20 protein-coding genes are annotated in these 22,721 nt (G+C 53.9%); 12 read left to right on the top strand and 8 right to left on the bottom strand.

Annotated features, from left to right (window positions below; all coding sequences use genetic code 11):
• Nucleotides 1–62: 62 nt before the first annotated feature.
• The 3 genes from JMI88_RS19350 to JMI88_RS19340 all read right to left on the bottom strand — a co-directional run bounded on the left by JMI88_RS19350 (nucleotide 63) and on the right by JMI88_RS19340 (nucleotide 4,112).
• The gene (locus tag JMI88_RS19350) at nucleotides 63–1,349 is read right to left on the bottom strand and encodes an MFS transporter (protein WP_201363577.1); all 1,287 of its coding nucleotides are present in this window, start codon (nucleotides 1,347–1,349) and stop codon (nucleotides 63–65) included.
• 539 nt (nucleotides 1,350–1,888) lie between these two features.
• The gene (locus JMI88_RS19345; protein ID WP_201363576.1) at nucleotides 1,889–3,097 is read right to left on the bottom strand and encodes a S1C family serine protease; all 1,209 of its coding nucleotides are present in this window, start codon (nucleotides 3,095–3,097) and stop codon (nucleotides 1,889–1,891) included.
• 52 nt (nucleotides 3,098–3,149) lie between these two features.
• A complete protein-coding gene (locus tag JMI88_RS19340) occupies nucleotides 3,150–4,112 on the bottom strand; it encodes a TerC family protein (protein WP_373323894.1) in 963 nt (320 codons plus the stop codon).
• A 462-nt stretch (nucleotides 4,113–4,574) separates the two neighbouring features.
• Between JMI88_RS19340 and JMI88_RS19335 the strand changes: the two genes are divergently transcribed.
• The 4 genes from JMI88_RS19335 to JMI88_RS19320 all read left to right on the top strand — a co-directional run bounded on the left by JMI88_RS19335 (nucleotide 4,575) and on the right by JMI88_RS19320 (nucleotide 9,414).
• A complete protein-coding gene (locus JMI88_RS19335; RefSeq protein ID WP_201363574.1) occupies nucleotides 4,575–5,486 on the top strand; it encodes a S1C family serine protease in 912 nt (303 codons plus the stop codon).
• Nucleotides 5,487–5,615: 129 nt separating this feature from the next.
• On the top strand, nucleotides 5,616–6,536 hold the full coding sequence (locus tag JMI88_RS19330; RefSeq protein ID WP_201363573.1) for a S1C family serine protease: 921 nt from the start codon (nucleotides 5,616–5,618) through the stop codon (nucleotides 6,534–6,536).
• Nucleotides 6,537–6,957: 421 nt separating this feature from the next.
• Nucleotides 6,958–8,064: a Gfo/Idh/MocA family protein gene (locus JMI88_RS19325; protein WP_201363572.1), complete on the top strand. Its 1,107-nt coding sequence runs from the start codon at nucleotides 6,958–6,960 to the stop codon at nucleotides 8,062–8,064.
• Between the two features lie 198 nt (nucleotides 8,065–8,262).
• On the top strand, nucleotides 8,263–9,414 hold the full coding sequence (locus tag JMI88_RS19320; RefSeq protein ID WP_201363571.1) for a Gfo/Idh/MocA family protein: 1,152 nt from the start codon (nucleotides 8,263–8,265) through the stop codon (nucleotides 9,412–9,414).
• Between the two features lie 92 nt (nucleotides 9,415–9,506).
• On the opposite strand, the gene JMI88_RS19315 is transcribed toward JMI88_RS19320, so the two are convergent.
• Nucleotides 9,507–10,055, bottom strand: a complete 549-nt coding sequence (locus JMI88_RS19315) for a DUF4337 domain-containing protein (protein WP_201363570.1) — start codon at nucleotides 10,053–10,055, stop codon at nucleotides 9,507–9,509.
• A gap of 316 nt (nucleotides 10,056–10,371) precedes the next feature.
• Here JMI88_RS19315 and JMI88_RS19310 point away from each other — a divergent pair, with 316 nt between their 5' ends.
• Complete coding sequence (locus JMI88_RS19310) at nucleotides 10,372–11,310, top strand: SPL family radical SAM protein (protein ID WP_201363569.1); 939 nt, start codon at nucleotides 10,372–10,374, stop codon at nucleotides 11,308–11,310.
• Nucleotides 11,311–11,712: 402 nt separating this feature from the next.
• Nucleotides 11,713–12,249: an ATP-binding cassette domain-containing protein gene (locus JMI88_RS19305; protein WP_201363568.1), complete on the top strand. Its 537-nt coding sequence runs from the start codon at nucleotides 11,713–11,715 to the stop codon at nucleotides 12,247–12,249.
• Nucleotides 12,250–12,760: 511 nt separating this feature from the next.
• Here JMI88_RS19305 and JMI88_RS19300 read toward each other — a convergent pair.
• Both JMI88_RS19300 and JMI88_RS19295 read right to left on the bottom strand, forming a co-directional pair.
• A complete protein-coding gene (locus JMI88_RS19300; RefSeq protein WP_201363567.1) occupies nucleotides 12,761–13,582 on the bottom strand; it encodes an alpha/beta fold hydrolase in 822 nt (273 codons plus the stop codon).
• A 78-nt stretch (nucleotides 13,583–13,660) separates the two neighbouring features.
• Nucleotides 13,661–14,254 (bottom strand): TetR/AcrR family transcriptional regulator, encoded by a 594-nt coding sequence (locus JMI88_RS19295; protein WP_201363566.1) that lies wholly within the window; start codon nucleotides 14,252–14,254, stop codon nucleotides 13,661–13,663.
• A gap of 232 nt (nucleotides 14,255–14,486) precedes the next feature.
• Between JMI88_RS19295 and JMI88_RS19290 the strand changes: the two genes are divergently transcribed.
• The 5 genes from JMI88_RS19290 (at nucleotide 14,487) to JMI88_RS19275 (ending at nucleotide 18,950) form a co-directional block, all read left to right on the top strand.
• The gene (locus JMI88_RS19290) at nucleotides 14,487–16,148 is read left to right on the top strand and encodes an ISL3 family transposase (protein ID WP_201363565.1); all 1,662 of its coding nucleotides are present in this window, start codon (nucleotides 14,487–14,489) and stop codon (nucleotides 16,146–16,148) included.
• Between the two features lie 20 nt (nucleotides 16,149–16,168).
• Nucleotides 16,169–16,339, top strand: coding sequence for a hypothetical protein (locus JMI88_RS19285; RefSeq protein ID WP_201363564.1), 171 nt, complete (start codon nucleotides 16,169–16,171; stop codon nucleotides 16,337–16,339).
• A gap of 57 nt (nucleotides 16,340–16,396) precedes the next feature.
• Entirely contained in the window at nucleotides 16,397–16,525 is a 129-nt protein-coding gene (locus JMI88_RS39450; RefSeq protein ID WP_236022973.1) for a dihydrofolate reductase family protein, read from the top strand.
• A 49-nt stretch (nucleotides 16,526–16,574) separates the two neighbouring features.
• Nucleotides 16,575–17,105, top strand: coding sequence for a dihydrofolate reductase family protein (locus JMI88_RS19280; protein ID WP_201363563.1), 531 nt, complete (start codon nucleotides 16,575–16,577; stop codon nucleotides 17,103–17,105).
• 249 nt (nucleotides 17,106–17,354) lie between these two features.
• Nucleotides 17,355–18,950, top strand: coding sequence for a sensor histidine kinase (locus JMI88_RS19275; RefSeq protein WP_201363562.1), 1,596 nt, complete (start codon nucleotides 17,355–17,357; stop codon nucleotides 18,948–18,950).
• Nucleotides 18,951–19,307: 357 nt separating this feature from the next.
• On the opposite strand, the gene JMI88_RS19270 is transcribed toward JMI88_RS19275, so the two are convergent.
• Both JMI88_RS19270 and JMI88_RS19265 read right to left on the bottom strand, forming a co-directional pair.
• A complete protein-coding gene (locus JMI88_RS19270) occupies nucleotides 19,308–19,676 on the bottom strand; it encodes a SaoD/DsrE family protein (protein WP_201363561.1) in 369 nt (122 codons plus the stop codon).
• Between the two features lie 144 nt (nucleotides 19,677–19,820).
• Nucleotides 19,821–21,602: an SDR family NAD(P)-dependent oxidoreductase gene (locus JMI88_RS19265; RefSeq protein WP_236022972.1), complete on the bottom strand. Its 1,782-nt coding sequence runs from the start codon at nucleotides 21,600–21,602 to the stop codon at nucleotides 19,821–19,823.
• A 676-nt stretch (nucleotides 21,603–22,278) separates the two neighbouring features.
• Between JMI88_RS19265 and JMI88_RS19260 the strand changes: the two genes are divergently transcribed.
• Nucleotides 22,279–22,647: an HU family DNA-binding protein gene (locus JMI88_RS19260; protein ID WP_201363559.1), complete on the top strand. Its 369-nt coding sequence runs from the start codon at nucleotides 22,279–22,281 to the stop codon at nucleotides 22,645–22,647.
• The last annotated feature ends 74 nt before the right edge of the window (nucleotides 22,648–22,721 follow it).

Here is a 22,721-nt window from a genome sequence, read left to right as displayed (position 1 = left end):
TATCGGAAGGATAGCGTGCGGGACCTCTTTAGAAACAAAGTTTCCTTGCCATATTCCCCAACTCATCTTGAGCCGGGACTCGCTCGGTTAGCGCGCGACAGAGCCACCATCGTTCCAGTGAACGCCATGAGCGCAGCCGAGGTGAGGAGCGTGATCGACATACCTGTGGCACCTGCAATGACTGCCAGTGTGAACCCACCGCAAATCTCCCCAATGGCCTCAGCCTGATCGAGGAACGAGCGCACGGTTGCCCGCACGGAGCTACTGGTGCGCTCGTTCACCCAAATCACGCTGACTGTCCGCGTCACGTTGAACACGATGCCGCTCGCCAGCAGCACCCCAGCGCCGCCGATGAGGGCGTCAGGGGCCTCGGCCAGCACGAGCAGCCCGAGCACCCCGATGAAGCAAGCGAGCGCATACATGCGCCGGGCGACGCCCACGCCGTCGATGCGCGCCTGGACGATGTGCAGCGCGACGACGCCTGCCGCCGAGGAACAGATCCCGACTGCCGTGTACCACAGAACGGGATCTGAAGGGAAGCCCAGGTGCACGAGTTGCTTGGGAAACAGCCATGCTGCCATCGACGCACCGTTGATGAGCATCGTCGCGACGCAGACCAGCAGAATCTCGTGGTCGCGGCGCACAAGGCTGACGCCGAGCCGGACGATCGAGAGCGAGGTGTGCCACCGTTTCTCGCGCGTGGGCCTGAAGATGCGCTCAGTGAACTGTGCCGCGACGAAGAGTCCGAGCAGCGCCATTCCGACACCTGACACCACGATCGCTGTCGCCAGACCCGTGGTCCAGCCAAGTACCCCGAACGCGATCATTCCTGTTGCTCCTCCTACCAAATCCCAGCGAGCACTCGCCGTCAACACGCGGGCGATCCGCTGGGGTTGATCGAGCTCGTCGGTAATCCACGCGACATCGGCACCGGTCAAGAAGGCCCACCCCACTGCCCACAGCACTTGTGTCACCAGGATCAAAGGGAACGCCGTCACCACCCCGGTCATTACCATACCAGCAGCCAGGAACAGGTGGCCGATCACCAGTGGCCATTTGCGTCCGAGCGCGTCGGCCCACACGCCGGTAGGAATGTCGGTCAGCACTAAGGTGGCCGACATGACCGTGCCGAGGAAGACGATCTGGGAGGCGAACAGATGCGCATTGACCACGAAATAGAGGCCGGAGGTAAGCACGTAGCCCCGGTGGAACACCGCGCGCAAATACGTCCAGCGCAAGAATATTGTCACAACATCACGCCTCTCCGGGGAACGTTGGCGGAGCAGATCACTGGTCTCCCGCAGAGAGCGGGCGAACTGTCGGATGGCACGCCTGAACTGAATATCCATTTCTCTTTTCCTCTCTTACTCGGAGATTGTTGCATGTGCGGTTTGATATGAAACAAGCAGAGATCTGAGTGCGCACACATGGGTGCTTACCGAAGAAAAGACGCGGCATTCCCTGTTCAAGGGCGCACTCAGAGAAGAGTGAGTGGGAAGGTCATGGGAAACACGACGAACAGACCGGAGAGGAAGAAGGAGAAGCAAGAGGGGGCCACAAAACGGGAGCGTTTCTGCTCACAGATTTTCATGGGCCGCACTTCTTTCCCTGCCGAAGCCCTCCACTCCTGGTGTTCGCGATGCGCGACCACATGATTCTGAGAGATTGCATCATATACACCACCTCCTTTCTTGAGAGTAGTAGCTACAAGAGCTAGAAGAAATATAGCATACAGAACGAAACGTATCAATAACAATAATCCCAATAGGTTCGGGCCTTGCGCCTGATTTTCCTCCCGACGCTTGAAATCGCTCCCAATCGCTTTTCGGGAGCAATTGGGAGCGATTTCAAGCGAGATGCAAGCAAGCGCCCGCAAGGGGCGCACCTACTACGTTTTCGAGGGCGCTAACTCGCCGAGTTTGACGTCCACAGCGAGTTGCTGCTTGCCCCGATAGAGTCTGACGCGGATGATGTCGCCAGGATTGTCGTTGATGATGGCATCACTGAGCGAGAGCACATTGGTGATCTGGTTGTCTTCAACCTGGACGATGATGTCGTTGGGCTTGATGCCAGCATTGCTGGCGGCTCCACCCGGCGTCACATTGATTACCAGCGCTCCCTGAGTAACTGGCAGATTGTTTTTCCGGACAAATACGGGGTCCAGGTCCATGGCCTGCACTTCGAGGGCGGCCCTCCCGGTTCGTGTAACTTTTCCAGACACAATCAGTTGTGTCCCAATAAATTGCACACGATTAGATGGAATCGCAAAACCGACGCCACTAGCAGGAGTCTTGTACTCGGGGTTGAGCGCGGACAGAGTGGGAATGCCGATCAGGTTGCCGTGCATATCTACGAGCGCTCCACCACTATTCCCTGGATTGATGGGAGCATCGGTCTGGATGGTGCCGGGCAAGATCTGCCCATCTTCACCGGTAGCAATGTTGCGTCCCAGAGCGCTCACAATGCCGCTGGTGACGGTCTGGGTGATACCCAGTGGATTGCCAATCGCGATCACGTCCTGTCCTACCCGCAATCTGGAGGAGTCGCCAAGAGTGGCCACCGAGAGTTGAAGATGGGTCGGATCTACATGCACAACCGCCAGGTCGTCCGCCGCTGATGTCCCGGTCAGGCTAGCGGCCACCGTCTGTCCGTTAAAGAAGACAATCTGGATGGTCTCGCCATTCCTCACCACGTGATTATTCGTGATGATATAGCCACGCCGATCAATCACTACACCAGAGCCAACGTGGTTACCGGTAAGGCTTTTGACATTGATCTGTACAACGGTCGGCCGTATGTTCGCCACCACTTTCTCGCGTAATGCTTCCCGATCCTCACCATTGGAGGAGCTAATCGTCGGGGCGGCATCTGAGCCGAGTTGTAGATTTTGGCCCACCGCTCCGCGCAACGTGAATTGCCAGCCAGCCACCATGCCACCACCAAAGATGATGGCCAGCAGGAGGGCACTGATGATCAACGTCCCTGTACTCCATTTCCTGGAACGAGGCCGCCGGGTCCGGGACTCCTGCTGACCATCCGTTCTGCTCTGTTCTTCAATCAGATGCTGCTCAAGTGGTTCAAATGGTTCGTTCATCATAATTCTTCGCCCCGCGGGCGTTTCCTCCCTCCTCTACCCAAATCCTTTTGCGCTAGTGGACCGACTCTTCTTCTTCAGCTTTGACTGGCGTCTGCTCCTCACGCCGGCGGCGCGCTCGAATGATTGAAGCAATAATCGCTACAGCCAGTACCAGAGCAATAACCAGCAGCGAGAGCCCGGTCGGCACATGATAAAAACTAGAGATAACCATCTTCAAGCCCACAAAACAAAGAATCACTGCCAATCCAGCTTGCAGGAAGTAGAACTTGTGAATGATATTGGCAAACACAAAGTACAGTGAGCGCAAGCCCAGAATAGCAAACACATTTGAGGTGTAAACAATAAATGGATCGGTCGTCACCGCGAAAATAGCCGGGATTGAATCTACTGCGAACAGCAGATCGCTCGTCTCGATCACCAACAATACCAACAAGAGGGGTGTGATCATGATCTTGCCCGCGCGTTTCACTATGAAGCGATCCCTCACAAAGTCATTGCTCACCGGCACCAAACGGTGCGCACATTTTACCAGCGGATTATTCTCCGGGTGCACGTCAGCTTCTTTCTGCACACCCATTTTGATGCCGGTAAAGATCAGGAAGGCGCCGAAGACGTAGATGATCCAGTGAAATTGCTCGATCAACACGGAGCCAGCGACAATCAATATACCGCGCATGAGCAGAGCACCAATAATACCCCAGAAGAGAACACGATGTTGATAGGCGTTTGGTACCTTAAAGTAGCTAAACAGCAACACAAAGACGAAGATGTTATCGACGCTCAACGACTTCTCTACCAGGTAGCCTGTCAAAAACTGCAGGGCCACCTCACCACCGCTCACCAGGTACACTCCCGCGTTAAAAACTAGCGCCAGCGAAATCCATACCGCGCTCCAGATCAACGCTTCTTTCGTCGAGACCGCATGCGATTTGCGATGAAATATACCCAGATCAAGCGCCAACAGCACCAACACAAACAAGTTAAACCATATCCATGGCCAAACACCGGTCAACAACGTTATCCTCCCTCTTCTCATCCTCTTATTAAGATGTCCTGATAACATATCTCAACATACATGGGGGTCGAGGGGCCGCCAGCCCCCTCGCGGGGTTCCAGGGGACACCCCTGGCCCCTTCCCTTCCTCCCTCACCACCGCCGCATGATGTTTAACAAATAAAGCAGGTATAAAGCGGGGAGGTGCAGGAGGGGCGGCCAGCCCCTCCTGCCGGGGAGTGGGGTGTCCCCACCAACATCCTCTCCCCCTCCCGCCGAAGGCGGGAATACAAGAGATCATTTATACCTTCTTAAAAAGTAAAAGATCATCAGGCGGCGAGTCAAACAAAGGTAAAAGAAAACTCCACCTGTCATTTTTTCCAGGTAAACAACTGGAAAAACTAACGATGCGCCCTCATCAAGCATGATATATAGTATGCACAAGCTATCCGTTGTTATTAGTTCTCTGTCAAAGGATACATACATGGAAAACACGACTTACGACACCGCATTGTTACGCGCTCTCTCCAATCAGATGGCTGATGCGGTCGAAAGAGCTACGCCATCGCTGGTGACAGTGATGGGTCGAGCACGACAATCAGGTAGTGGCACTGTCATTGCGCCTGAACTTGTGATGACAGCGAGTCATATACTTGAACGTGAAAATGACATCAAAATCCAATCACACGAGCAGACTCAATTTCCAGCCACGCTGGTTGGTCGCGACAAGACAACCGATCTGGCGTTGCTGCGCGTCCCTGGCCTCAAGCTGCCAGCGGCGGTGGCCGCCGCCGAACCTGCGCGCGTAGGACAGCTCGTGCTGGCGCTTGGTCGCCCATCTGAGGACGGTGTAATGGCCAGTTCGGGTATCATCAGCGCGCTGGGTGGCCCCCTACGCACCAGCCAGGGAACGGTCCTCGAGCGCTATATCCGCACCGACGCCACCCCCTACCCGGGCTTCTCTGGCGGTCCCCTGCTCGATACCCAGGGACAGGTACTGGGCATCCTGACCACAGGACTGGCCAACGGCGTCCCGCTGGCGATTCCGATGGCGCAGGCGCAATCCATTGCCGACGCCCTGGCGCAGCAGGGATATATCAAGCGTGGCTTTCTGGGCCTGAGCAGTCAGCTCGTGCATCTGCCCGAAGCACAACGCGCGGGTCGCGCTCAGGACCACGGTTTGCTGATCGTCAATGTTGAGGAAAAGAGTCCTGCTCAGCAGGCGGGCCTGCTCATCGGTGATATCCTGGTCAGCCTCGATGGCCATGCCGTCACTGATACTGAGGATCTGCAGTTGCTGCTGACGGGCGAGCGCGTCGGCAAAGCCCTGCCGGTCGAAGTGATCCGTGGCGATGCCGTGCAGACGCTCTCGGTGACGCCCGGACAACGGCGATAAGTCAGAGTCTGACCATCATCACCACCCATTAATCATTTGGTAGGCGGAAGAAGAACTGGTTCCACGCTTCTTCCTTTGACATATTCCAAAAAGTATTTGGATCACATAGAGAACGGATCGGTTTCCAATATGACACAATCTACTACACCTTCAACACAGTCTTCATCTCCGCTACCTGATGCATTTTCGTCCACGCTAAGCGGACTCTTCAACCAGGTTCGACCGGCCATCGTCCAGGTGCGCAATGAGCGCCATGGAGGCGGTACGGGTATCGTCTGGCAAGCGGACGGTCAGATTATCACGAACAATCATGTGGTGCCCCAGGATGGCGAGGGCATTCAGATTCATTTTACCGATGGGCGCACGCTACCGGCCCGGGTGCTGCATCGGCAGCCCCAGTTTGATCTGGCCCTGCTCAAGGTTCAGGCTGAACAGCTCCCAACACTACCTGCTGGTGATTCGGACAGTCTGCGCGTGGGCGAATGGGTCTTCGCCATCGGACACCCCTGGGGACAACGCTGGACGGTTACGGCGGGCATCGTGAGTACAATGAGTACGCGCCAGGTCGAGCCCGAAGTAACGATTCCTTACATTAAATCCGATGTACGCCTGGCTCCTGGCAACTCTGGCGGACCACTGCTAAACGCCGATGGGCAGGTGGTGGGCATCAATGCCATGATCTTCGGCGGCGATCTCTCGGTCTCCATCCCCAGCAACGTTGTCAGCGCGTGGCTGAAAGATCTGCCCAGATCACAAGCCATCCTGGGCGTTGGACTCCAACGTATCGATCTGCCGACCGCCATCAGACAGCAACTAGCGGATCATAGCGACAACGGCCTGCTAGTCGTGAGCGTCGTTGAACGTCCCGCCGCCCAACAGGCGATCCTGCTCGGCGACCTGCTGCTGGAGATCGAAGGCCAACCTATCCAGGGCGTACACAGCATCCGCCAGAACCTGGCCAACAAAGCACCCGGCCAGCAGGTCACCCTCAAAATCGCTCGCGCTGGCAAGCTCCAAACCATCACCACCACACTGATTGCAACCGAATAAAAGCACCTCTACATCTTTGTCGCTCGCCAAAATTCCTCAAGAGGTGCAGGACGTGTCCTGCACCTCTCTACAAAAAAGATAAAAGCGCACATGCAACCGCACCCCCAAGAGGGCGCTTTTGCTCCCCCGGAGCTCAAATCATCCTCCCAAGCTCAAATCATCCTTCCGAGCTCAAATCATCCTTCCGAGCTCAAATCATCATCCATTTGTTGGTGCAGAAAGCGCGCTGTGCGCGCTTTCTGCACCAACAAACAAAAAAGGTGCGGCCGCGTATGCGGACGCCCGCAAGAAAAACAAAAAAACAGAATTCCCCACTATTACCTTGGAAAACCTTTTCTTGCATGATATTATGTCTATAATAAACTCTGGCAGACGCGATACCGTCATCGTGCCGAAACAGAAAGAGGAGTCTATTTCTGCTATGACAAAGAAAACCAATGTAGGTGTGATTGGCTGCGGACAAATCAGTTCTATCTACCTTGAAGCCCCCAGCAAGTTTGATATTTTGAACTTTACTGCATGCGCAGATATCGATTTAGAGCGCGCTCGTGCTCAGGCGCAGCGCTACAACGTTCCTAAAGCCTGTACGGTTGAAGAACTACTGGCCGATCCGGATATAGAAGTGGTTCTCAACCTGACAATTCCTAAGGTTCATGCCGAGATCGGCATGGCCGCCATTGAGGCCGGTAAGGCTACCTATAGCGAGAAGCCACTGGCGATCAATCGCCAGCAGGGTCGTACGCTTCTCGATGCGGGCAAGGCCAAAAATTTGCGTGTGGGCTGTGCCCCCGATACGTTCCTGGGTGGTGGCCTCCAGACCTGCATTAAGCTCATCAATGATGGCGTGATCGGTGAGCCGATAGGTGCCACCGCCTTCATGCTCGGTCACGGCCCTGAGAGCTGGCATGCTGATCCAGACTTTTTCTACCAGCCAGGTGCCGGTCCTATGTTCGATATGGGTCCTTATTATTTGACCGCCCTGATTGCGATGCTGGGACCCGTACGCCGCGTGACCGGTTCTGCTCGTATTACGTTTCCGGAGCGCATGATTACTAGCCAGCCGAAATATGGTACGAAGATCCAGGTCAATACGCCGACCCATATCGCTGGCGTGCTGGATTTCGCCAGTGGCGCCGTCGGCTCTATTATTATGAGCTTCGATGTCTGGTCCCACCAGTTGCCACGTATCGAGATCTACGGTACCGAGGGTACGCTGGTCGTGCCTGATCCAAATACCTTTGGTGGCCCGGTTTACGTTCGTACGTCCCAGGAGAAGGAGTGGCGCGAGGTGCCTCTGACCCACGCGTACGCTGAGAATAGCCGTGGCATTGGCCTGGCCGATATGGCGCATGCCATCAATTCTGGCCGCACCCATCGAGCCAATGGCGATCTGGCCTACCACGTGCTCGATATTATGGAAGCCATCCATGATGCTTCCGACCAAAACAAACACATCGAGCTGACCAGCATGTGTGAGCGTCCTGCTCCCTTGAATCCTGGCAAACATGATTGGAGCGAGGATCGCTAATTTCGCTCAATCCAGGCGCGGCCTGACCGTGGCGCCGGGAATGCCAGTCATTTCTCGGCGCGCGGTTATTATCATCGTTGTGTAATCGTGGTATCCTTCATATATATCTCTATTGAGCCAGGTACATCAGTCATGCTCTTCCGCACATATCTGCGCATAACTGATGCGCCATATTGACACAGATAGGAGAACATTTCAATGGGCAGAGACGTAGCTAATCGACGATTACGTGCCGGCATTGTGGGCGGCGGCAAAGGTTCTTTTATCGGCGCAGTCCATCGCGTCGCGGTCGAATTGGATGGTCAGGCGCAAGTGGTCGCGGGCGCGATGTCCACCGATCCACAGCGCGCAGAAGAGTCGGCCCGGGCCTGGTTCCTGGATCGCTCCTATGCCAGCTATGAAGAGATGGCGGAGAAAGAGGCCAGCCGCCCGGATGGTATTGACTTTGTGATGATAACCACTCCCAACCATATGCACTATCCTGTGGCTAAAGCGTTCTTGCAGCATGGTATCCACGTGGTTTCCGATAAGCCCATGTCCTTCAGCCTGGATGAGGCCAGAGAAGAGGTGGCGCTGGTTGAGCGTAGCAACCTGATCTTTGCTCTGACCCACAACTATACTGGCTATCCGATGGTGCGCCAGGCGCGCGACCTGGTGCGCAGCGGCGCCCTGGGTGAGGTGCGCAAGGTGCTCGTTGAATATGTCCAGGACTGGCTGATGGAGCCGCAGGAGAAGGGTGGCAACAAGCAAGCAGCCTGGCGCACCGATCCTACGAAGTCCGGTATCGCTGGCAGCGTGGGCGACATCGGCACCCATGCCGAGAACTTGATGGAATTTATTACCGGTCAGAAGATTGCCTCATTGAGCGCTGACCTGAGCACGTTTGTGCCGGGCCGCCAGCTCGATGACGATGCCAATATGCTGCTGCGCCTGGAGAACGGTGCCAAGGGCCTGCTGACCTGCTCACAGATCGCTGCTGGCGAAGAGAATAACCTGAACATTCGCGTCTACGGCACTCGTGCCGGACTCGAGTGGCACCAGATGGAGCCGAACACGCTCCTCTTCAAACAGCCAGGACAGCCCACGCAGATCTATCGCACCAATGCGCCCTACACCAGCGACGCTGCCAGAGCGGCCGCACGCACGCCCGGTGGACATCCCGAAGGCTTCTTCGAGGCCTTCGCCAACGTCTACAAAATGGCCATCGCCGACATTCGTCGCGTCGAATCCGGTGAGAAGCCCCTGGGCGGCTATCCCACCATCTACGACGGCCTGCGCGGCATGCTCTTCATCACTAAAGCCGTCGAGAGCTCCCAGAAGGGTGCCACCTGGGTCGACATGAAACTCTAACCCGGACCATCCCCTTCAAAAGAACAACGCATCAGTCAGGCGACTGCTTTGATCAAAGCAGTCGCCTGGCGTTTTCATGAATGATAAACCTCTCAAATGATGCCGCTGACAAAAATGACGACCGACACGCCCGTGACTAGAAGAGATCCAATCCACAGCCATTCTTTCTTAACCAGGGCACTCATCGCGGACAACGCGATAGCGATCTGGCAGAATAATGTCGCCGTGTCAAGCCTCTCGCCTTTCTCCAGCGCTTGAGCCGATTGGTCGTTGGCCGCCTGGGCCAGGCTTTCAAAGTGTTTGGCATCATGGTAAATGCCGTCCTGTTCTTTCTGGTAGCGATCGGCATCCTTCTTGCGCTGTGGATTATGGGTCTGCTCATAAAAATCCAGCGCCAGGTTGAGCTTGATGCTTTTAGCCTGGTAGAAGGACCACTGGTCGGAAGCTTTATTCTGATAGAGGATAGCATTATTTTTTTGAAGGAATGCCTCGCTAGAATAATTCCCTGCCATTGAAGATATAATAGCAGTGAAGACGGCGATGAGAGCGGTCGTAATCGCCAGGTATTTATTCCAGTGCCCCCCATGTTCGATCACTTCTTCGATCTTCTCTTTAACTTCACTCGCCTCCCTACGCAGCATATAAATCTCCTTTTTGTTATAGAATACCAATTTTTTATTAAAATATAAATATATATACACATAGGTTCGGGCCTTGCGCCCGATTTCTTGCTCGACACTCGAAAATGCTCCCATTGGTTCGGGCCTCGCGCCCGATTTCTTGCTCGACACTCGAAAATGCTCCCATTGGTTCGGGCCTCGCGTCCGATTTCCCTCTACGCACGAAAAATCCACCCATAGGTCAGGGCCTTGCGTCCGATTTCGGCTATGATATACTCTACTAGCTATCGATAGATCGAACATACTTAATCACAGACTTTGCAGGCAAAGGATTCGCATGGACATCCATATCAGAGAGGCAAAGAGAATCTTAAATCCCCAGCGCGGCGGTTTTCTGGCGACCGGCCCTTATCCATTTACCCATACGTTGTCGGCCTACGTGGGCTGCGGCTTCGGACAGACCACGTGTGGCATGTATTGCTATGCGCAGTTTCTCCCCAACTGGTCTTTCATCGGAGAAAACGCCACCTGGGGGAGCGCAGTTCACGTCAAGACGAATGTTGCCCAACTGCTCGATCAGACGCTGGAAAAGATGCGGCCCGCCACACGCCAGAAGCTGCGTATCTTTATGAGTAGCTCCACCGATCCCTACCAGCCGATCGAGCACAAATATCAGGCCACGCGTCAATGTCTGGAGGTGTTTGCGCGCTATCCCGATCTCGACCTGCTGGTTATCCAGACGCGCTCCCCATTGGTAGAACGCGACCTGCCGCTGCTACAACAGATTCCCTACGCCTGGTTATCCATGACCATCGAGACCGACGATCAATCCTATTTAAAGAATCTCAAAGGTGGGCCACCGCTGGAAAAGCGCTGGCAGGCGGTACGAGCAGCCAGCCAGCATGGCGTCCCGACCCAGATTACCGTCAGTCCATGTCTCCCCTATACCGACACAGAGCAGTTTGGACAGCAACTACTTGAGAGCGGAGCCCGGCGCATCGTGGTTGATACGATGGTCGATGGCGATGGTACGGCAGGCAACCGCACATCACACAGCCCCTTTGCCGAAGCCGTACCAGACTGGGCAGAGACGCGTCACGCCCACCAGCTCTATGATTATCTACGCCACCACCCTGAAGCCAAAAACATCACCATCGGCTGGAGCCAGGCCGGCTTCTGCGGCATCGCCCCACGCTCCCATGCCGTAGGTGCGCCCCTGGGGGCGCTTCTTACCTTGCCTCGCCTCAATGAAGGCGAATGCACAAACTCTAATTGACACATAAAAGCGGATATGTTATTTTTACTAGAATTGTTGCGCTGAGCAGCAACTCGAAAATTTTACTATAGAAGAAAAGAAAGGGATTTGGTATGGCTATTGCGACAACGAAGCTCACCAGAGTGTGGGGCCTTCGTACTTGTTGCACCGTTGTTCACGCGGTTCGTGTCGCCCATAGCCGTATTGTGCCCTTTTTTGGGATAGATGAGCGCGCGAAGCTAGAGTGAACGCCAGTCAAACGTCTAATCAAAACGCCGTGGGTGACGCAAACAGGTCTCACCCACGGCGTTTCTTTTTCCTTTCATTTATCAACCGCAACCAGACCGCTGGGTGAGCCATATACGCTACCACGGTTTTTTGTACGTGACAAGCATTTTAGATAATTAAAGGAATACATAGACGATGCTACAGGTTAATCATATTCAGCTCTCATACGGCGCACGCCTGATCCTGGACGATGCCCCTTTTACGGTCGCTCCAGGAGAAAAGGCGGCTTTAATTGGTGTGACACTCCGCTATTACGCACAGGAATACGAAAACTTAGACTATACGAAGACCGTCATCAACGAGGCCACGGAGATACTTCCGGAAAACGCCAAACGGGTGCGCAATGTGCTGGGACGCTTCCTCTTTACAGGTGATCAGGTGTTTCAGAAGATCGGCACCTTGAGCGGCGGCGAAAAGACACGCCTGGCGCTCGCCAAAATGGTGCTTGATGGGCCGAATCTACTGGTCCTGGACGAGCCCACCACGCACCTGGACGCCATGTCGCGCACCATTATTGGCGAAGCCCTCGGCCACTACAACGGCACCATCATCGCCGTCACCCACGACCTTGAATTCGTACAATACATAAAGCCAGACACCATCCTGATGATGCCTGAGGGTCGCGTCCAACTCTACGATCCCAAATACGACGATCTCCTCCAGCGAGCCTAAGCTAACGCGCAGGTGCGCCCTCTGAAGGCAAGGGCGCACTTACAAATCGCCTTTCTTGTTTGCATTGAGCATGCCAAAAAGATCTTGATGATAGCTTCTGTCGGTTGTACTCGTTCCATCACGCAAAAGCAACAATAAAAGCGATCCCCGTAGGTTCGACCCTTGCGGTCGATTAGCCCCACCGTTTGTGGGGCCCTGTGTCCTCGCCGCTCGGCGCCTCGTCGCATCACACCTCCGCCCACGCGGTGCCCAAAAGCGAACTTCCCCTCCGAAGGAACATACACATGCGTGAGCCATCGTAGGTGCCGGGCTTGCCCCGGCTTGGAGCCCGCGCAGCGTGGCGACCCCGTTCCCGGCCGGTTCGGCTTCTCCTGCCAGCTCCCCTCGGCCCATGTGGCCGATCGCGCGTGTGGTGCACCACACGCGCCCGGGCACAGGGCCGCTTCGCAGCAAGCCAGGTGTCGCGTTTCCCTTTGCAAAAAATGAATGATACCCATGGCAGGTGTTGTATTCAATCTGCGGGCTCATCCTGAAGAACTTCACTCAACTTTTGAGCAAAAGCTTTGGGATGGCTGATGTAGCCGGCATGGTGACTGGGAAAATCTACGACCGTGGTACCGAGTTGTTCTGCTACCGCTACCGCGCAGCGATATGCAACAAACTCGTGGCCGGCCTCGGCGCCAGCCAGTACAATACGTGTAGGCGCGGCCAGCAGAGCAGGAACATTTAGCCGGTAGCGGCGCACAGCCAGGAATGTGTGGGCGAAAAACGCTTCGGCATGCGCATCACTCACTTCTCTATTCAAAGGAGGCAGTTCAACACCCGGCTCCAGATCATCATATCGGACGCCCGACTGGGCCATATATTTCATCAGGGCCGCAGATGCCCCCTCGCGGTTCCTCAGTTCAAGCGGTTTCTCTGGAGATTGTTGCTCATCGTCAGGTAACAGATAGTGCGCTGGTGGTTCATGCGAAATCAGTGTGCGCACCTGCTCAGGATAGCGGGCAACCAGGTCCAGTCCAATTAGAGCGCCGGCACTGCTGCCGAATACGTATGCTGGTTCATTCGTCAGGGCAGCCAATAGATGATGAGCATCGTCACCCTGCGTTTCCAAAGGTATATCTGCGCTCACATCATCAAGTGTACTGCGCCCCGCGCCGCGGCGGTCGTAGGTCACCACGGTATACTGGCTAGCCAATATGCTAGCAATACCGTTAAAGCTGCTACCACCACCACCACCGGCAATCATCAAAAGTAGGGGACCCGCTCCACGTACTTCATAGTAGAGGGTCGCTCCGGGTACAGGCAATGTATCGCTCTTTGGCAGATTCATTCATTTGCTCCTTGCTGTCTGGAGAACATAATTCTCAAACTCATTCCAGAGACAATTCCCGCTTTAACTTGAGACGCACTATGGTTTAAGCATACGCAAAAAAATGCTGGCATCCGGAAAATGATCGCTATATTGATCAGGATAATAGACGGCCCAGCGAATCAAGCCATCCAGGCAGGCAAAGATGGCTCGTACCAGTTGATCTGGATCCCCGGCTGCTACTTCTCCAGTGGCCTGACCGTCAATGATGAGTTGCCTCAGCACGCCTTGCAGCGCCAGTCCACGTTGATGGATCAGTTCGCGTAAACCTGGCGGTGCCATATCAGAGCTGAGTACCTGCCCCAGGAGCAAGTAGATCTCTGGATGCTGCCTGCTTTTCACGAACTCTGACAACAGAAAATTCAGGCGCTCTCCCGGTGTTCCCGGCATATCTTGCACGTTTTGCAGACCCGCGGAAGGCTCAGGAATATCTTGCTTCACGAGGGCGTAAATAAGCTCCTCCTTGCTGGCAAAATAGCGATAGGCCAGCCCATGGCTGACTGAGGCTTCAACCGCCACATCATCCACTGTCGCCGCCAGTCCCTTGCGCGCAAAAACTTTCCTGGCCGCCTGCAAAATCTTTGTGCGCTGCTCCTCCCGTATACGCTGACTGGCTTCTTTCGTCCTCGGCATCGCATCACCTCCTTTTGCACATTTTATTTATGACTGACTTAGTCAGTCATAAATAAAATGTAACATCATTATTGTATGTCGTCAAGTGCTGCACACGATACCTCGCCACGTGATGCTGGCTCTCCCGCGAAGTTGATGAATAATATAGCTCGCTTGCTTGCGTGCAGAACCAGCTTCCAATTACATTCTTCATAGATGATGATGGATAGTTAGGAAAAGAGAGGAGTTTCTGATGGGAAGCGAAGTTCATTCTCCCCTATTGCCCGACCCGACATGTTTACACCTCACCCATTTGAAAACTTCTCCCAAAATGATTACGGTGGTGGTGACAACCACCGCCTCTCAAGCGCGCTGTCCAGTCTGCCAGAGCCTTTCGGGTCATGTGCATTCTCGTTATGTACGCACCGTAGCCGATCTCCCCTGGATGGGTTGGGAGGTCCGGCTGGAAATCCATACGCGTCGTTTCTTCTGCCTCAATCTTGCTTGCCCGCGCCAAATTTTCACTGAGCGACTTCCCAGCGTGGTTGCTCCCTATGCTCATCGAACCACGCGGCTGGCAGATGTCTTCACGCTCATCGGTTTTGCCATCGGTGGGGAAGCGGGGAAACGCGTCATAGCAGGTATGGGTCTTGTCACAAGTCCAGATACACTGCTTCGGCTCATTCAGGCAGCGCCGGAGATCTCCCATGCAACACCTCGCGTCCTTGGCGTCGACGACTGGAGTTTCCGCCGGGGCCGCAAGTTCGGTACGATCCTCATCGATCTGGAAAAGCACATTCCGATTGAACTCTTGCCTGACCGTGAAGCCAGTACGCTCGCTACATGGTTGCAAGAACATGTGGGGGTCGAGATCATCAGCCGTGATCGTGGCGGTACGTATGCGGAAGGAGCCTCTTTGGGAGCACCTGATGCTCAACAGGTAGCAGATCGGTGGCATATCTTAAAGAATGTAGGGGAGGCCTTGGAAGGTTTTTTTATCAGCAAGAAATCTCTGCTCAAAGACACCATGTTGGAACTGACAGCATCGACGAGGAAGTCTTCCCCCTTGCAGGAGAGTCCTATGGGCAATACCAAACGGCTCGAAGAAGTGAGCCTGCAACGTCATCAGGAAAAGGTGGAAAGATATCGGAAAATTCATGAACTGCATGCGAAGAAAGTGGATCAGGGGATCATCGCGCATGAAGTTGGAACCAGCCGCCAGACAGTCTCGCGCTACATCCATATGGATCAGCCACCGGAGCGAAGATGTCCGCGTCGCACCCGTATCCACCTGCTCGAACCGTTCAAGCCCTACCTGCTCGAACGCTGGAACGAGGGATGCCGGAATGCCTCCGAGCTCTTTCGGGAACTTCAGGAGCGTGGATACACAGCTTCGATGTCCAATGTGACCCGTTTCATCAAGAAATTGCGCACGACGAAAGGGAAGCCGAGGGGGTTCAAGCGCGTTGAGCCAACTCCAGAAACTATTGCGACGAAAAAAGATACGCAGGTGCGACGTCCACCGACAGCGCTCCAAGTGTCGAGATGGATGACCTTTACCGAAGAACAACGACTGGATTGGCAAAATGCCTATCTGACACGCCTGTGTGAAGCCGATCCGCTCATTGCCCAGACGTTCACTCTCCTGCAAGATTTTGCCGCTATGCTTCGGGAGCGTCAAGGAGCACGATTAGATGCTTGGCTTGCCCAAGTCGAGGAGCAGGAAGTAACCGAGCTGAAAAACTTCGCGCGAGGTCTCCAGAAAGATTATGATGCTGTCAAAGCTGGCCTCACACTCGAATGGAGCAATGGGCAAGTAGAAGGTCACGTGCAGAGGCTCAAGTTGCTTAAACGACAATCCTATGGTCGTGCTAGCTTCCAGATCCTGCGCAAGCGAGTACTCAAGCACGCTTAGTGAAGCCTCTCAAGGAGGGGATGATTCCGAATCATCAACTTCGCGGGAGAGCCGTGATGCTTGACGTATATGGTCAGTGCAAAGTGAGTAAAAAAATCGACGTCATCCGCGACGTTTTCTGGGAATGGAATGCTGACTATATGCCGGAGGAAAGCAAGATCGAAGAAGTTTTTTTCTTTGCAAGGTGGTAGAGTATATTTGCTTGCAACAGGCAAGCAGATGTTGTTCCCCAGAAGGAGAAAGACAGCATGAGAAAAGTCATCGTGTCAGAGATGATCACCCTTGATGGTTTTTTCGCAGGGCCTGATGGAGAGATCGACTGGCATGCCATTCATTTGGATGAGCGAAGCCGCCTGAACAGCCACCACTGTTTCTGAGAAAAGATTCGCTCCCAGTGATGAACTCTGGCGGCGGAGCTAGCCGCGAGTGAGCGGCGTTTCCAAATGCTTTTTACAGCATGCCGTGGATGAAGATTTTAATGAGCGTACGCTCAATTTTTTCCGTTCCGTAGACACGCTTGTGTTTGGTCGCCTCACCTATGAGCTGATGGCGAAGCACTGGCCCACCCAGGCTGCTGCTACGGATGATCCGCTCATCGCTGAGAAGATGAATACGTTGCCCAAAGTGGTGTTTTCAAGGACGCTGGAGAAGGCCGAGTGGGGGGAGTGGAAGAATGTCACAGTGGTGAAAGGAAATCTCGAGGAAGAGATCGCCAAATTGAAACAAGAGCCAGGAAGAGATATGGTCATATTTGGGAGTAGCGAGATCGCCTCAGTTCTGGCAAGGGCTGGTTTGATTGATGACTATCTGCTTTACTTGTCTCCTGTGGTGTTAGGGAGTGGAATACCTTTATTTAAAGGCATGAAGGAGAGAATAAAGCTGCAACTGGTAGACGTGCAGAATTTGAGTTCCGGCGTGGTTCGACTTCATTATCGATCTGTAAACTCTCTCCAGTGAGCTTTAAGGAACGGCGATTCATCTCCCGTTTGAAAACAGGGGCTTTCTCGCTCGCTTTTTGTAAAGTGGATGAGGTGCCTGCCTGATGGGTTGAAAGCTCAACTTCTGTGGAGACACTTTAAGGGCAACAACTTTTCCAAGCTACCTGGAAATTACTGTACGCTTGTCATATGATAGGTAGGAACGTCCCTGTTTTTTTTATCCAGCTAGCAAGTGCGAGCCTCTAAGCTCTTCAAATACGGGGGGAGCATGCACTACGGTACGTTGAAAAAGCATAAGTCATATCTGCTGTCACGCAAAAATCAACTCGACTTGCAAGGACGTTTGCTTGAATTGGCCCATGATGCCATCATTGTACGGGATCCTGAGAGTAATATTGTGCTCTGGAACCAGGGAGCTGAGCATCTCTATGGGTGGACGGCGCGGGAGGCCATGGGGCAGATAACCCATACCTTACTCCAGACGCGTTTTCCGGTCTCGGAAGATGATGTCCAAAATATATTGGAGACAAAGGGCTATTGGGAAGGTGACCTTGTCCATACCAACCGTGAGGGAGAGCAGGTTATTGTTGAGAGTCGACAGATTCTTGAACGTGATGCACGCTCCAAACCGATGGCAATCCTGGAAATAAACCGCGATGTGACAGAACGTCGTCGCCTGGAGGTCATTGAGCGAAAGCTCCAGGCTGAGCAGAAGGCGAAGCTAGATTTTTTGCAGTTGATTATTGATGAGCTACCCGTGGGTATTTATCTTGTCCGGGGGCTGGAGGCTAGATTCGTGCTATTTAATCGGGCTACCACCAGTGTCTGGGGCGCCGAAGTGAAACCCGGCCAGCCCTTGAAAGAATTTATGGAGGACAATAATATTAAACTGCTGGGCGCTAATGGTCAGGAGCTCTCATTCCAGCAGTTAGCCACCTACCAGGCTATTATGACCGGAGCGAATATTTACCAGTTCCAGGAAGTGGTACGGCGGCCTGATGGTTCGGTCCTTCCCATCCTGGTAGGCGCGATACCTCTTAAAAGAGACGATGCCCCCTACCGTTTTTCTCATGATCTTTTCACCGGTATTGATCCAGATGAGCGATTAGTGCTCGTTGTGCATCAGGATGTAACCATCCTTAAAAAGACGGAAGCACTCAAAGAGGAATTTATCAATCTGGCAACGCACGAACTGCGTACCCCGGTAACAGTGCTGGCTATGGGCGCGGATATGCTGCTGGCGCGCTCAGCACGCGGGCATGGACAACCTTTAGATGTGCGACAGGAAAAAATTGTGCAGGATATGCGGCAGGCAACTCGTCAATTGAGCAAAATCACGGAAGACATGGTGGATGCAACACGCTTGCAGGTGGGTCATCTCCAGGTCAAGCAAAAGCCAACTGATCTACTTGTGCTGGTCACGCAGGTTATTGATCGGCTACAACTAACCACACCAATTCATCAGATTAACTTGCATACTTCTGTAGACAAATTATGTGTCTTCATCGATGCCGACCGCATTGAACAGGTGCTGGCGAATCTACTATCTAACGCCATCAAGTATAGTCCACAGGGTGGTCCTATTGACATAACCATTAAAGAGGAAACCAGGACAAATGAGGCCTTGCTCCAGGTCAAAGATGGTGGATTGGGCATTCCTGCCAATCAGCAATCACGTATTTTTGGACGCTTTGAGCGCGCCGATAATGTTAAAGCGATGCATATCGGCGGAACCGGCCTGGGCCTCTATCTGAGCCGAGAATTAATCGAATGCCATGGCGGGCATATCTGGTTTGAGTCTGAAGAAGGGGTCGGCTCTACCTTTTGCTTCACACTACCGCTCTGTAGCGAGAACCTCTCTTAAGAGCGTGCATGAAAATCATGCGGTTTGCGCCTTCGGCCCCTGACGCTTCGCACCTTCGGTGCTCAAAAAAAAATTATTTAATTGTGGAACATGAAAAATGTGTATATACACATTTTTCATGTTCCACAATTAAATAGAAGAGTGGGGGCGTCCGCACCCTACAGGTATAGGTTTTTTGGATTCGCGCCAGGCAAGCGGGGATGCAAGGGGCGGTCAGCCCCTTGACTGGGGGTTTGGGGGCTGTGCCCCCAACTCCTCCTCTCCTCGTGCCGCCCGCAGGGCGGCATCAAGGGGCCTCAGGGGCGTAGCCCCTGAAAAACCTATACCTGGGCTGGCAGAATCTATTGTATAAGCGCTCTAGAGCGTAATCACCTGGTCGGGCGGATTGCCTTCCAGGGCGGCATAGAGATCGGGGAAGCAGCCAACGCGAACACCTTCAACGGTTCCGACGGGATCATAGGTGCCTTGCTCGTTTTTGACGGCCAGGTTGCGCTCGCTGGCACATTGGTCGCAGAGCATGAGCAAGATACCGCGCTCACGGGCGACGGCGCTCAGACGCTCACCAAGCGGATCGCCTTTGCGTAGCGCAAATGTGTTATCGTCGAAGAAGAACATGCCAACTACTTCAGCCCCATGGCGCCGCTCTTCGAGTTGGGGCAGGATCATTTTTCCTAGTTTATAGCTGACAGTGTGTCCGGATGTGCTAAAGATATAGGCAACTTTCATTGTGGTCCTTTCTTGTTGAGGCAACAGGGATTATAGTTTGTCGAGACAAACGCCTTATGGTTGTCCACCATACCGGTCTATCTAGCAACTATACAACAGTGCAGCCCTACAATGAAACAGCCAGCAGCCTTCCTTTATAGATATCTACCAGGGCGCAACCAGGTAATCTTTCCAGAATTTCCCGGCTGTAATCTGGCCGCCCTGCGCGGTTCCAAAGATCAGGTCGCAGATACGGGCGGCCGCGTCAACCTCATCTAGAGGCAACTTGTCCTCTGCGATGCGTTGCCCGTAGGGAACCTGTTGTGAGATCCAGCCGGGGTCGACACTGTTGATGGCAACCCCTTCGGCGGCTAAATCCGTTGCCATGGTTAAGGTTAACATATTTAATGCGGCTTTCGCCATATTTGTATGTGGATGCGCGCCCGTTTTGTGGCCCGCGAATTGCCCTTCAATCGCTGATACGTTGATGATATGGGTCGGGCGCTGTTTGACGTCCTGCGTGCGGCGCAGCAGGGGCGTCAGTTGCTGAATCAGGACTGTGGGGGCGATGGAATTGACCAGTTGCACTTCAACAATTTCTGGAATAGAGAGGTCCTGTAAGCGCATGGTCCAGCTGTTCTCTGTGCGCAGGTCGAGTTGCTGTCCATCCTGGTCATAGGTGGCGGGCGGAAAATGCTCTGAATTGCTGAGTTCATCGCCTGCGATCAGCGGTATCTGCGAGAGGGCGGCGGATCGCTCTGCGCTCAATGATGGTATGGAGATATGTTGTTGATCGGCTGACCACTGCTCACGTTCGCGGACCGGCGGCAGCATGGAAACCTGTTCGCTCTTTAGCAATGGTTGGAGGATTGCCGGGAGCTCGTCGGGTGCCAGTAATTCAAATTCCAGCAGGTGAGCGTAAAAAGCTGGTGGACGCCGCACGGTCTGGGCGGCGTTGTTGATCAGGATATCAAGCCGTCCATATTGCTGCTGAATATAGGCTGTGCAGCGTTGGATGCCCGAGAGCTGGCGCAGATCGAGGCCGTAGATTTCCAGGCGTTCACACCAGTCGGCGAAGTCGGGCTGGCTGGCATAGCGCCGGGCGGCGTCGTGAGGGAAACGCGTCGTGACGATCACAGTGGCTCCGGCCCTCAACAGTTTGAGGACCGCGGCCTGTCCGATACGCAGGCGCCCACCAGTAATCAGTGCCACATAACCACGCAGGTCGGCCGTTTGCCGCCGCTTCACATAGTTCAAATCGCCGCAGCGGGGACACATATGCGGATAGTAGAAGTGCTGGCGGAAGAAGCGCTCCTTGCATACATAACAACTTTCAGCGTTCTGATGATCCGGCTCCCGGCATATGCTCAGTTCATAGCCTTTCAGGCCACGTCCATCCAGGGCGGGATTGCGATAGTATACGCCCCAGTCCAGCAGGTATATATAATCGGGTCGCTCCCCCAACTCATACTGCGAGATGAATTCCGCGAGATGACGACAACGCTCCTCGTGCTCCAGTTCTGGTAGAGAGCCCCGCGCCAGCACGATTCCAACCGGAAAGGCCTGCTTCGGAATGCGCTCAGTCCGCGTACTCAGGTCTGCTACTTCTTTCTTGACTATAGGAATGACGCGATAAGGTTGTAAGTGTTTGACGCTCCGGATAACTTCCATGGCCGAATCCGGCCCGGTGAGGTTGAGCTCCATGCTGAATTGTAGTATGGCCAGCACACTTTTGAGGCTGTAGCTACCTGCGGCTGATGGTTCAGACGTGGCCCGCGTTTGGTCGTAAATGACGATGTCTGGCACACGCGAGCTTTGTCCCTGGGAGTTGTTGATGGGTCCACTGCCAATACCATAGCTGCTCGGCAGCAGTTCGCGCAGTTGGGCGCGCATGCCCTGCCTGGCAGCCTCCCACGCCAGTGCATCTGCATCATGTGGAACGGCCATGAACGCACTCCGGACCAGCTTCACAATTTTAGGCAGGTGTTTATGGATGTCCGTCATAGCTATGCCAGGCCTGCTTGCAAAGGGGATATGTCATGGTTGTTTTTCTTTTTGCTGCAAAAAGCTTTTTTACGCCTCATATACAAGCGGGATGATAGCAAATAGTCTCGGATCTGTCAATACAAAACTGTGCAAGCAGGATTCTTAGCTGGTGCTCCGGACGTGTGTGCGTGGCTCTTGCTGGAACTGCGCAGTCATTGCAGCGGTTCGCATAGATCACGGCTGCCACGGTGCCGCGACAGAAGGGTGCAGGGGCGATCAATGCTCATCCCGGCCTTATCAGCAGGTTACTGCTACTTCTGCATTCAGGCATCATTTATCATGGCACGAAGCAGGTGGCAAGGACGACCCTTTACGGTAAAGACCTAAAGTATTTGGTGGCACTCTGTATAGTGAAAGTGGTAGACAACACTACGCTATTCAATCAGATGAGCTGTACACAGCAAGTCGCATCAGCGGCACTTCTGATTGCTGATTACAGGACTACTAATGCGCAGAGTTACTATTCTGTTTTATGCAGCTAGTCTGCCAGATAACATTGGCAATGCTGCACAGCATTGACGTTATGAGCAGAGCACTATTTCTCTCTGCAAACCATTTGTGAGGAGTTAGAATTCTTATGAGAACCAATTCACCAGATAGAGAGCATGTTGTAGTTGGCAAAGACGAGCTGATCCATCAGATCGCTGCCAAGGCTGGTATGAATCTGAAAGAGACGAATAAGGTCATTGATGCTTTTACTGAGGTCGTTCGTGAAGGTGTCGCCAAGGGCTATGAGGTCCGCTTGATGGGCTTCGGCACCTGGAATCTCCGTGATGTTGCTCCCCGCCGTGTTAAATCCATTCGCGGTGGCGCCCAGATTACTATCCCGGCGCGTAAACGTGTTGGCTTCTCAGTTGGTGCAGTCCTTTCACAGGCAGCGCTAGATGCTTCTGCAGGACGCAGCAGCAAAAAAACAGATACGCAGCGCAGCGGTACAGGCCGCTAATCTCGTTTGATTCGTTCCTCCTATCATGCTATTCTAGCAAGAGATGTTTCCTGCGCAGTAGTATGATAGGAGGT

This window comes from Dictyobacter formicarum, assembly GCF_016587435.1.
Note: the sequence above shows the minus strand (reverse complement) of the source record. Positions and strands in the feature narration are given on the sequence as shown.

Coding starts and splice junctions, on each gene's coding strand:
- JMI88_RS19350 (WP_201363577.1), bottom strand. CDS start 1,349: ATGGATATTCAGTTCAGGCGTGCCATCCGACAGTTCGCCCGCTCTCTG.
- JMI88_RS19345 (WP_201363576.1), bottom strand. CDS start 3,097: ATGATGAACGAACCATTTGAACCACTTGAGCAGCATCTGATTGAAGAA.
- JMI88_RS19335 (WP_201363574.1), top strand. CDS start 4,575: ATGGAAAACACGACTTACGACACCGCATTGTTACGCGCTCTCTCCAAT.
- JMI88_RS19330 (WP_201363573.1), top strand. CDS start 5,616: ATGACACAATCTACTACACCTTCAACACAGTCTTCATCTCCGCTACCT.
- JMI88_RS19325 (WP_201363572.1), top strand. CDS start 6,958: ATGACAAAGAAAACCAATGTAGGTGTGATTGGCTGCGGACAAATCAGT.
- JMI88_RS19320 (WP_201363571.1), top strand. CDS start 8,263: ATGGGCAGAGACGTAGCTAATCGACGATTACGTGCCGGCATTGTGGGC.
- JMI88_RS19315 (WP_201363570.1), bottom strand. CDS start 10,055: ATGCTGCGTAGGGAGGCGAGTGAAGTTAAAGAGAAGATCGAAGAAGTG.
- JMI88_RS19310 (WP_201363569.1), top strand. CDS start 10,372: ATGGACATCCATATCAGAGAGGCAAAGAGAATCTTAAATCCCCAGCGC.
- JMI88_RS19305 (WP_201363568.1), top strand. CDS start 11,713: ATGCTACAGGTTAATCATATTCAGCTCTCATACGGCGCACGCCTGATC.
- JMI88_RS19300 (WP_201363567.1), bottom strand. CDS start 13,582: ATGAATCTGCCAAAGAGCGATACATTGCCTGTACCCGGAGCGACCCTC.
- JMI88_RS19295 (WP_201363566.1), bottom strand. CDS start 14,254: ATGCCGAGGACGAAAGAAGCCAGTCAGCGTATACGGGAGGAGCAGCGC.
- JMI88_RS19290 (WP_201363565.1), top strand. CDS start 14,487: ATGGGAAGCGAAGTTCATTCTCCCCTATTGCCCGACCCGACATGTTTA.
- JMI88_RS19285 (WP_201363564.1), top strand. CDS start 16,169: ATGATTCCGAATCATCAACTTCGCGGGAGAGCCGTGATGCTTGACGTA.
- JMI88_RS39450 (WP_236022973.1), top strand. CDS start 16,397: ATGAGAAAAGTCATCGTGTCAGAGATGATCACCCTTGATGGTTTTTTC.
- JMI88_RS19275 (WP_201363562.1), top strand. CDS start 17,355: ATGCACTACGGTACGTTGAAAAAGCATAAGTCATATCTGCTGTCACGC.
- JMI88_RS19270 (WP_201363561.1), bottom strand. CDS start 19,676: ATGAAAGTTGCCTATATCTTTAGCACATCCGGACACACTGTCAGCTAT.
- JMI88_RS19265 (WP_236022972.1), bottom strand. CDS start 21,602: ATGGCCGTTCCACATGATGCAGATGCACTGGCGTGGGAGGCTGCCAGG.
- JMI88_RS19260 (WP_201363559.1), top strand. CDS start 22,279: ATGAGAACCAATTCACCAGATAGAGAGCATGTTGTAGTTGGCAAAGAC.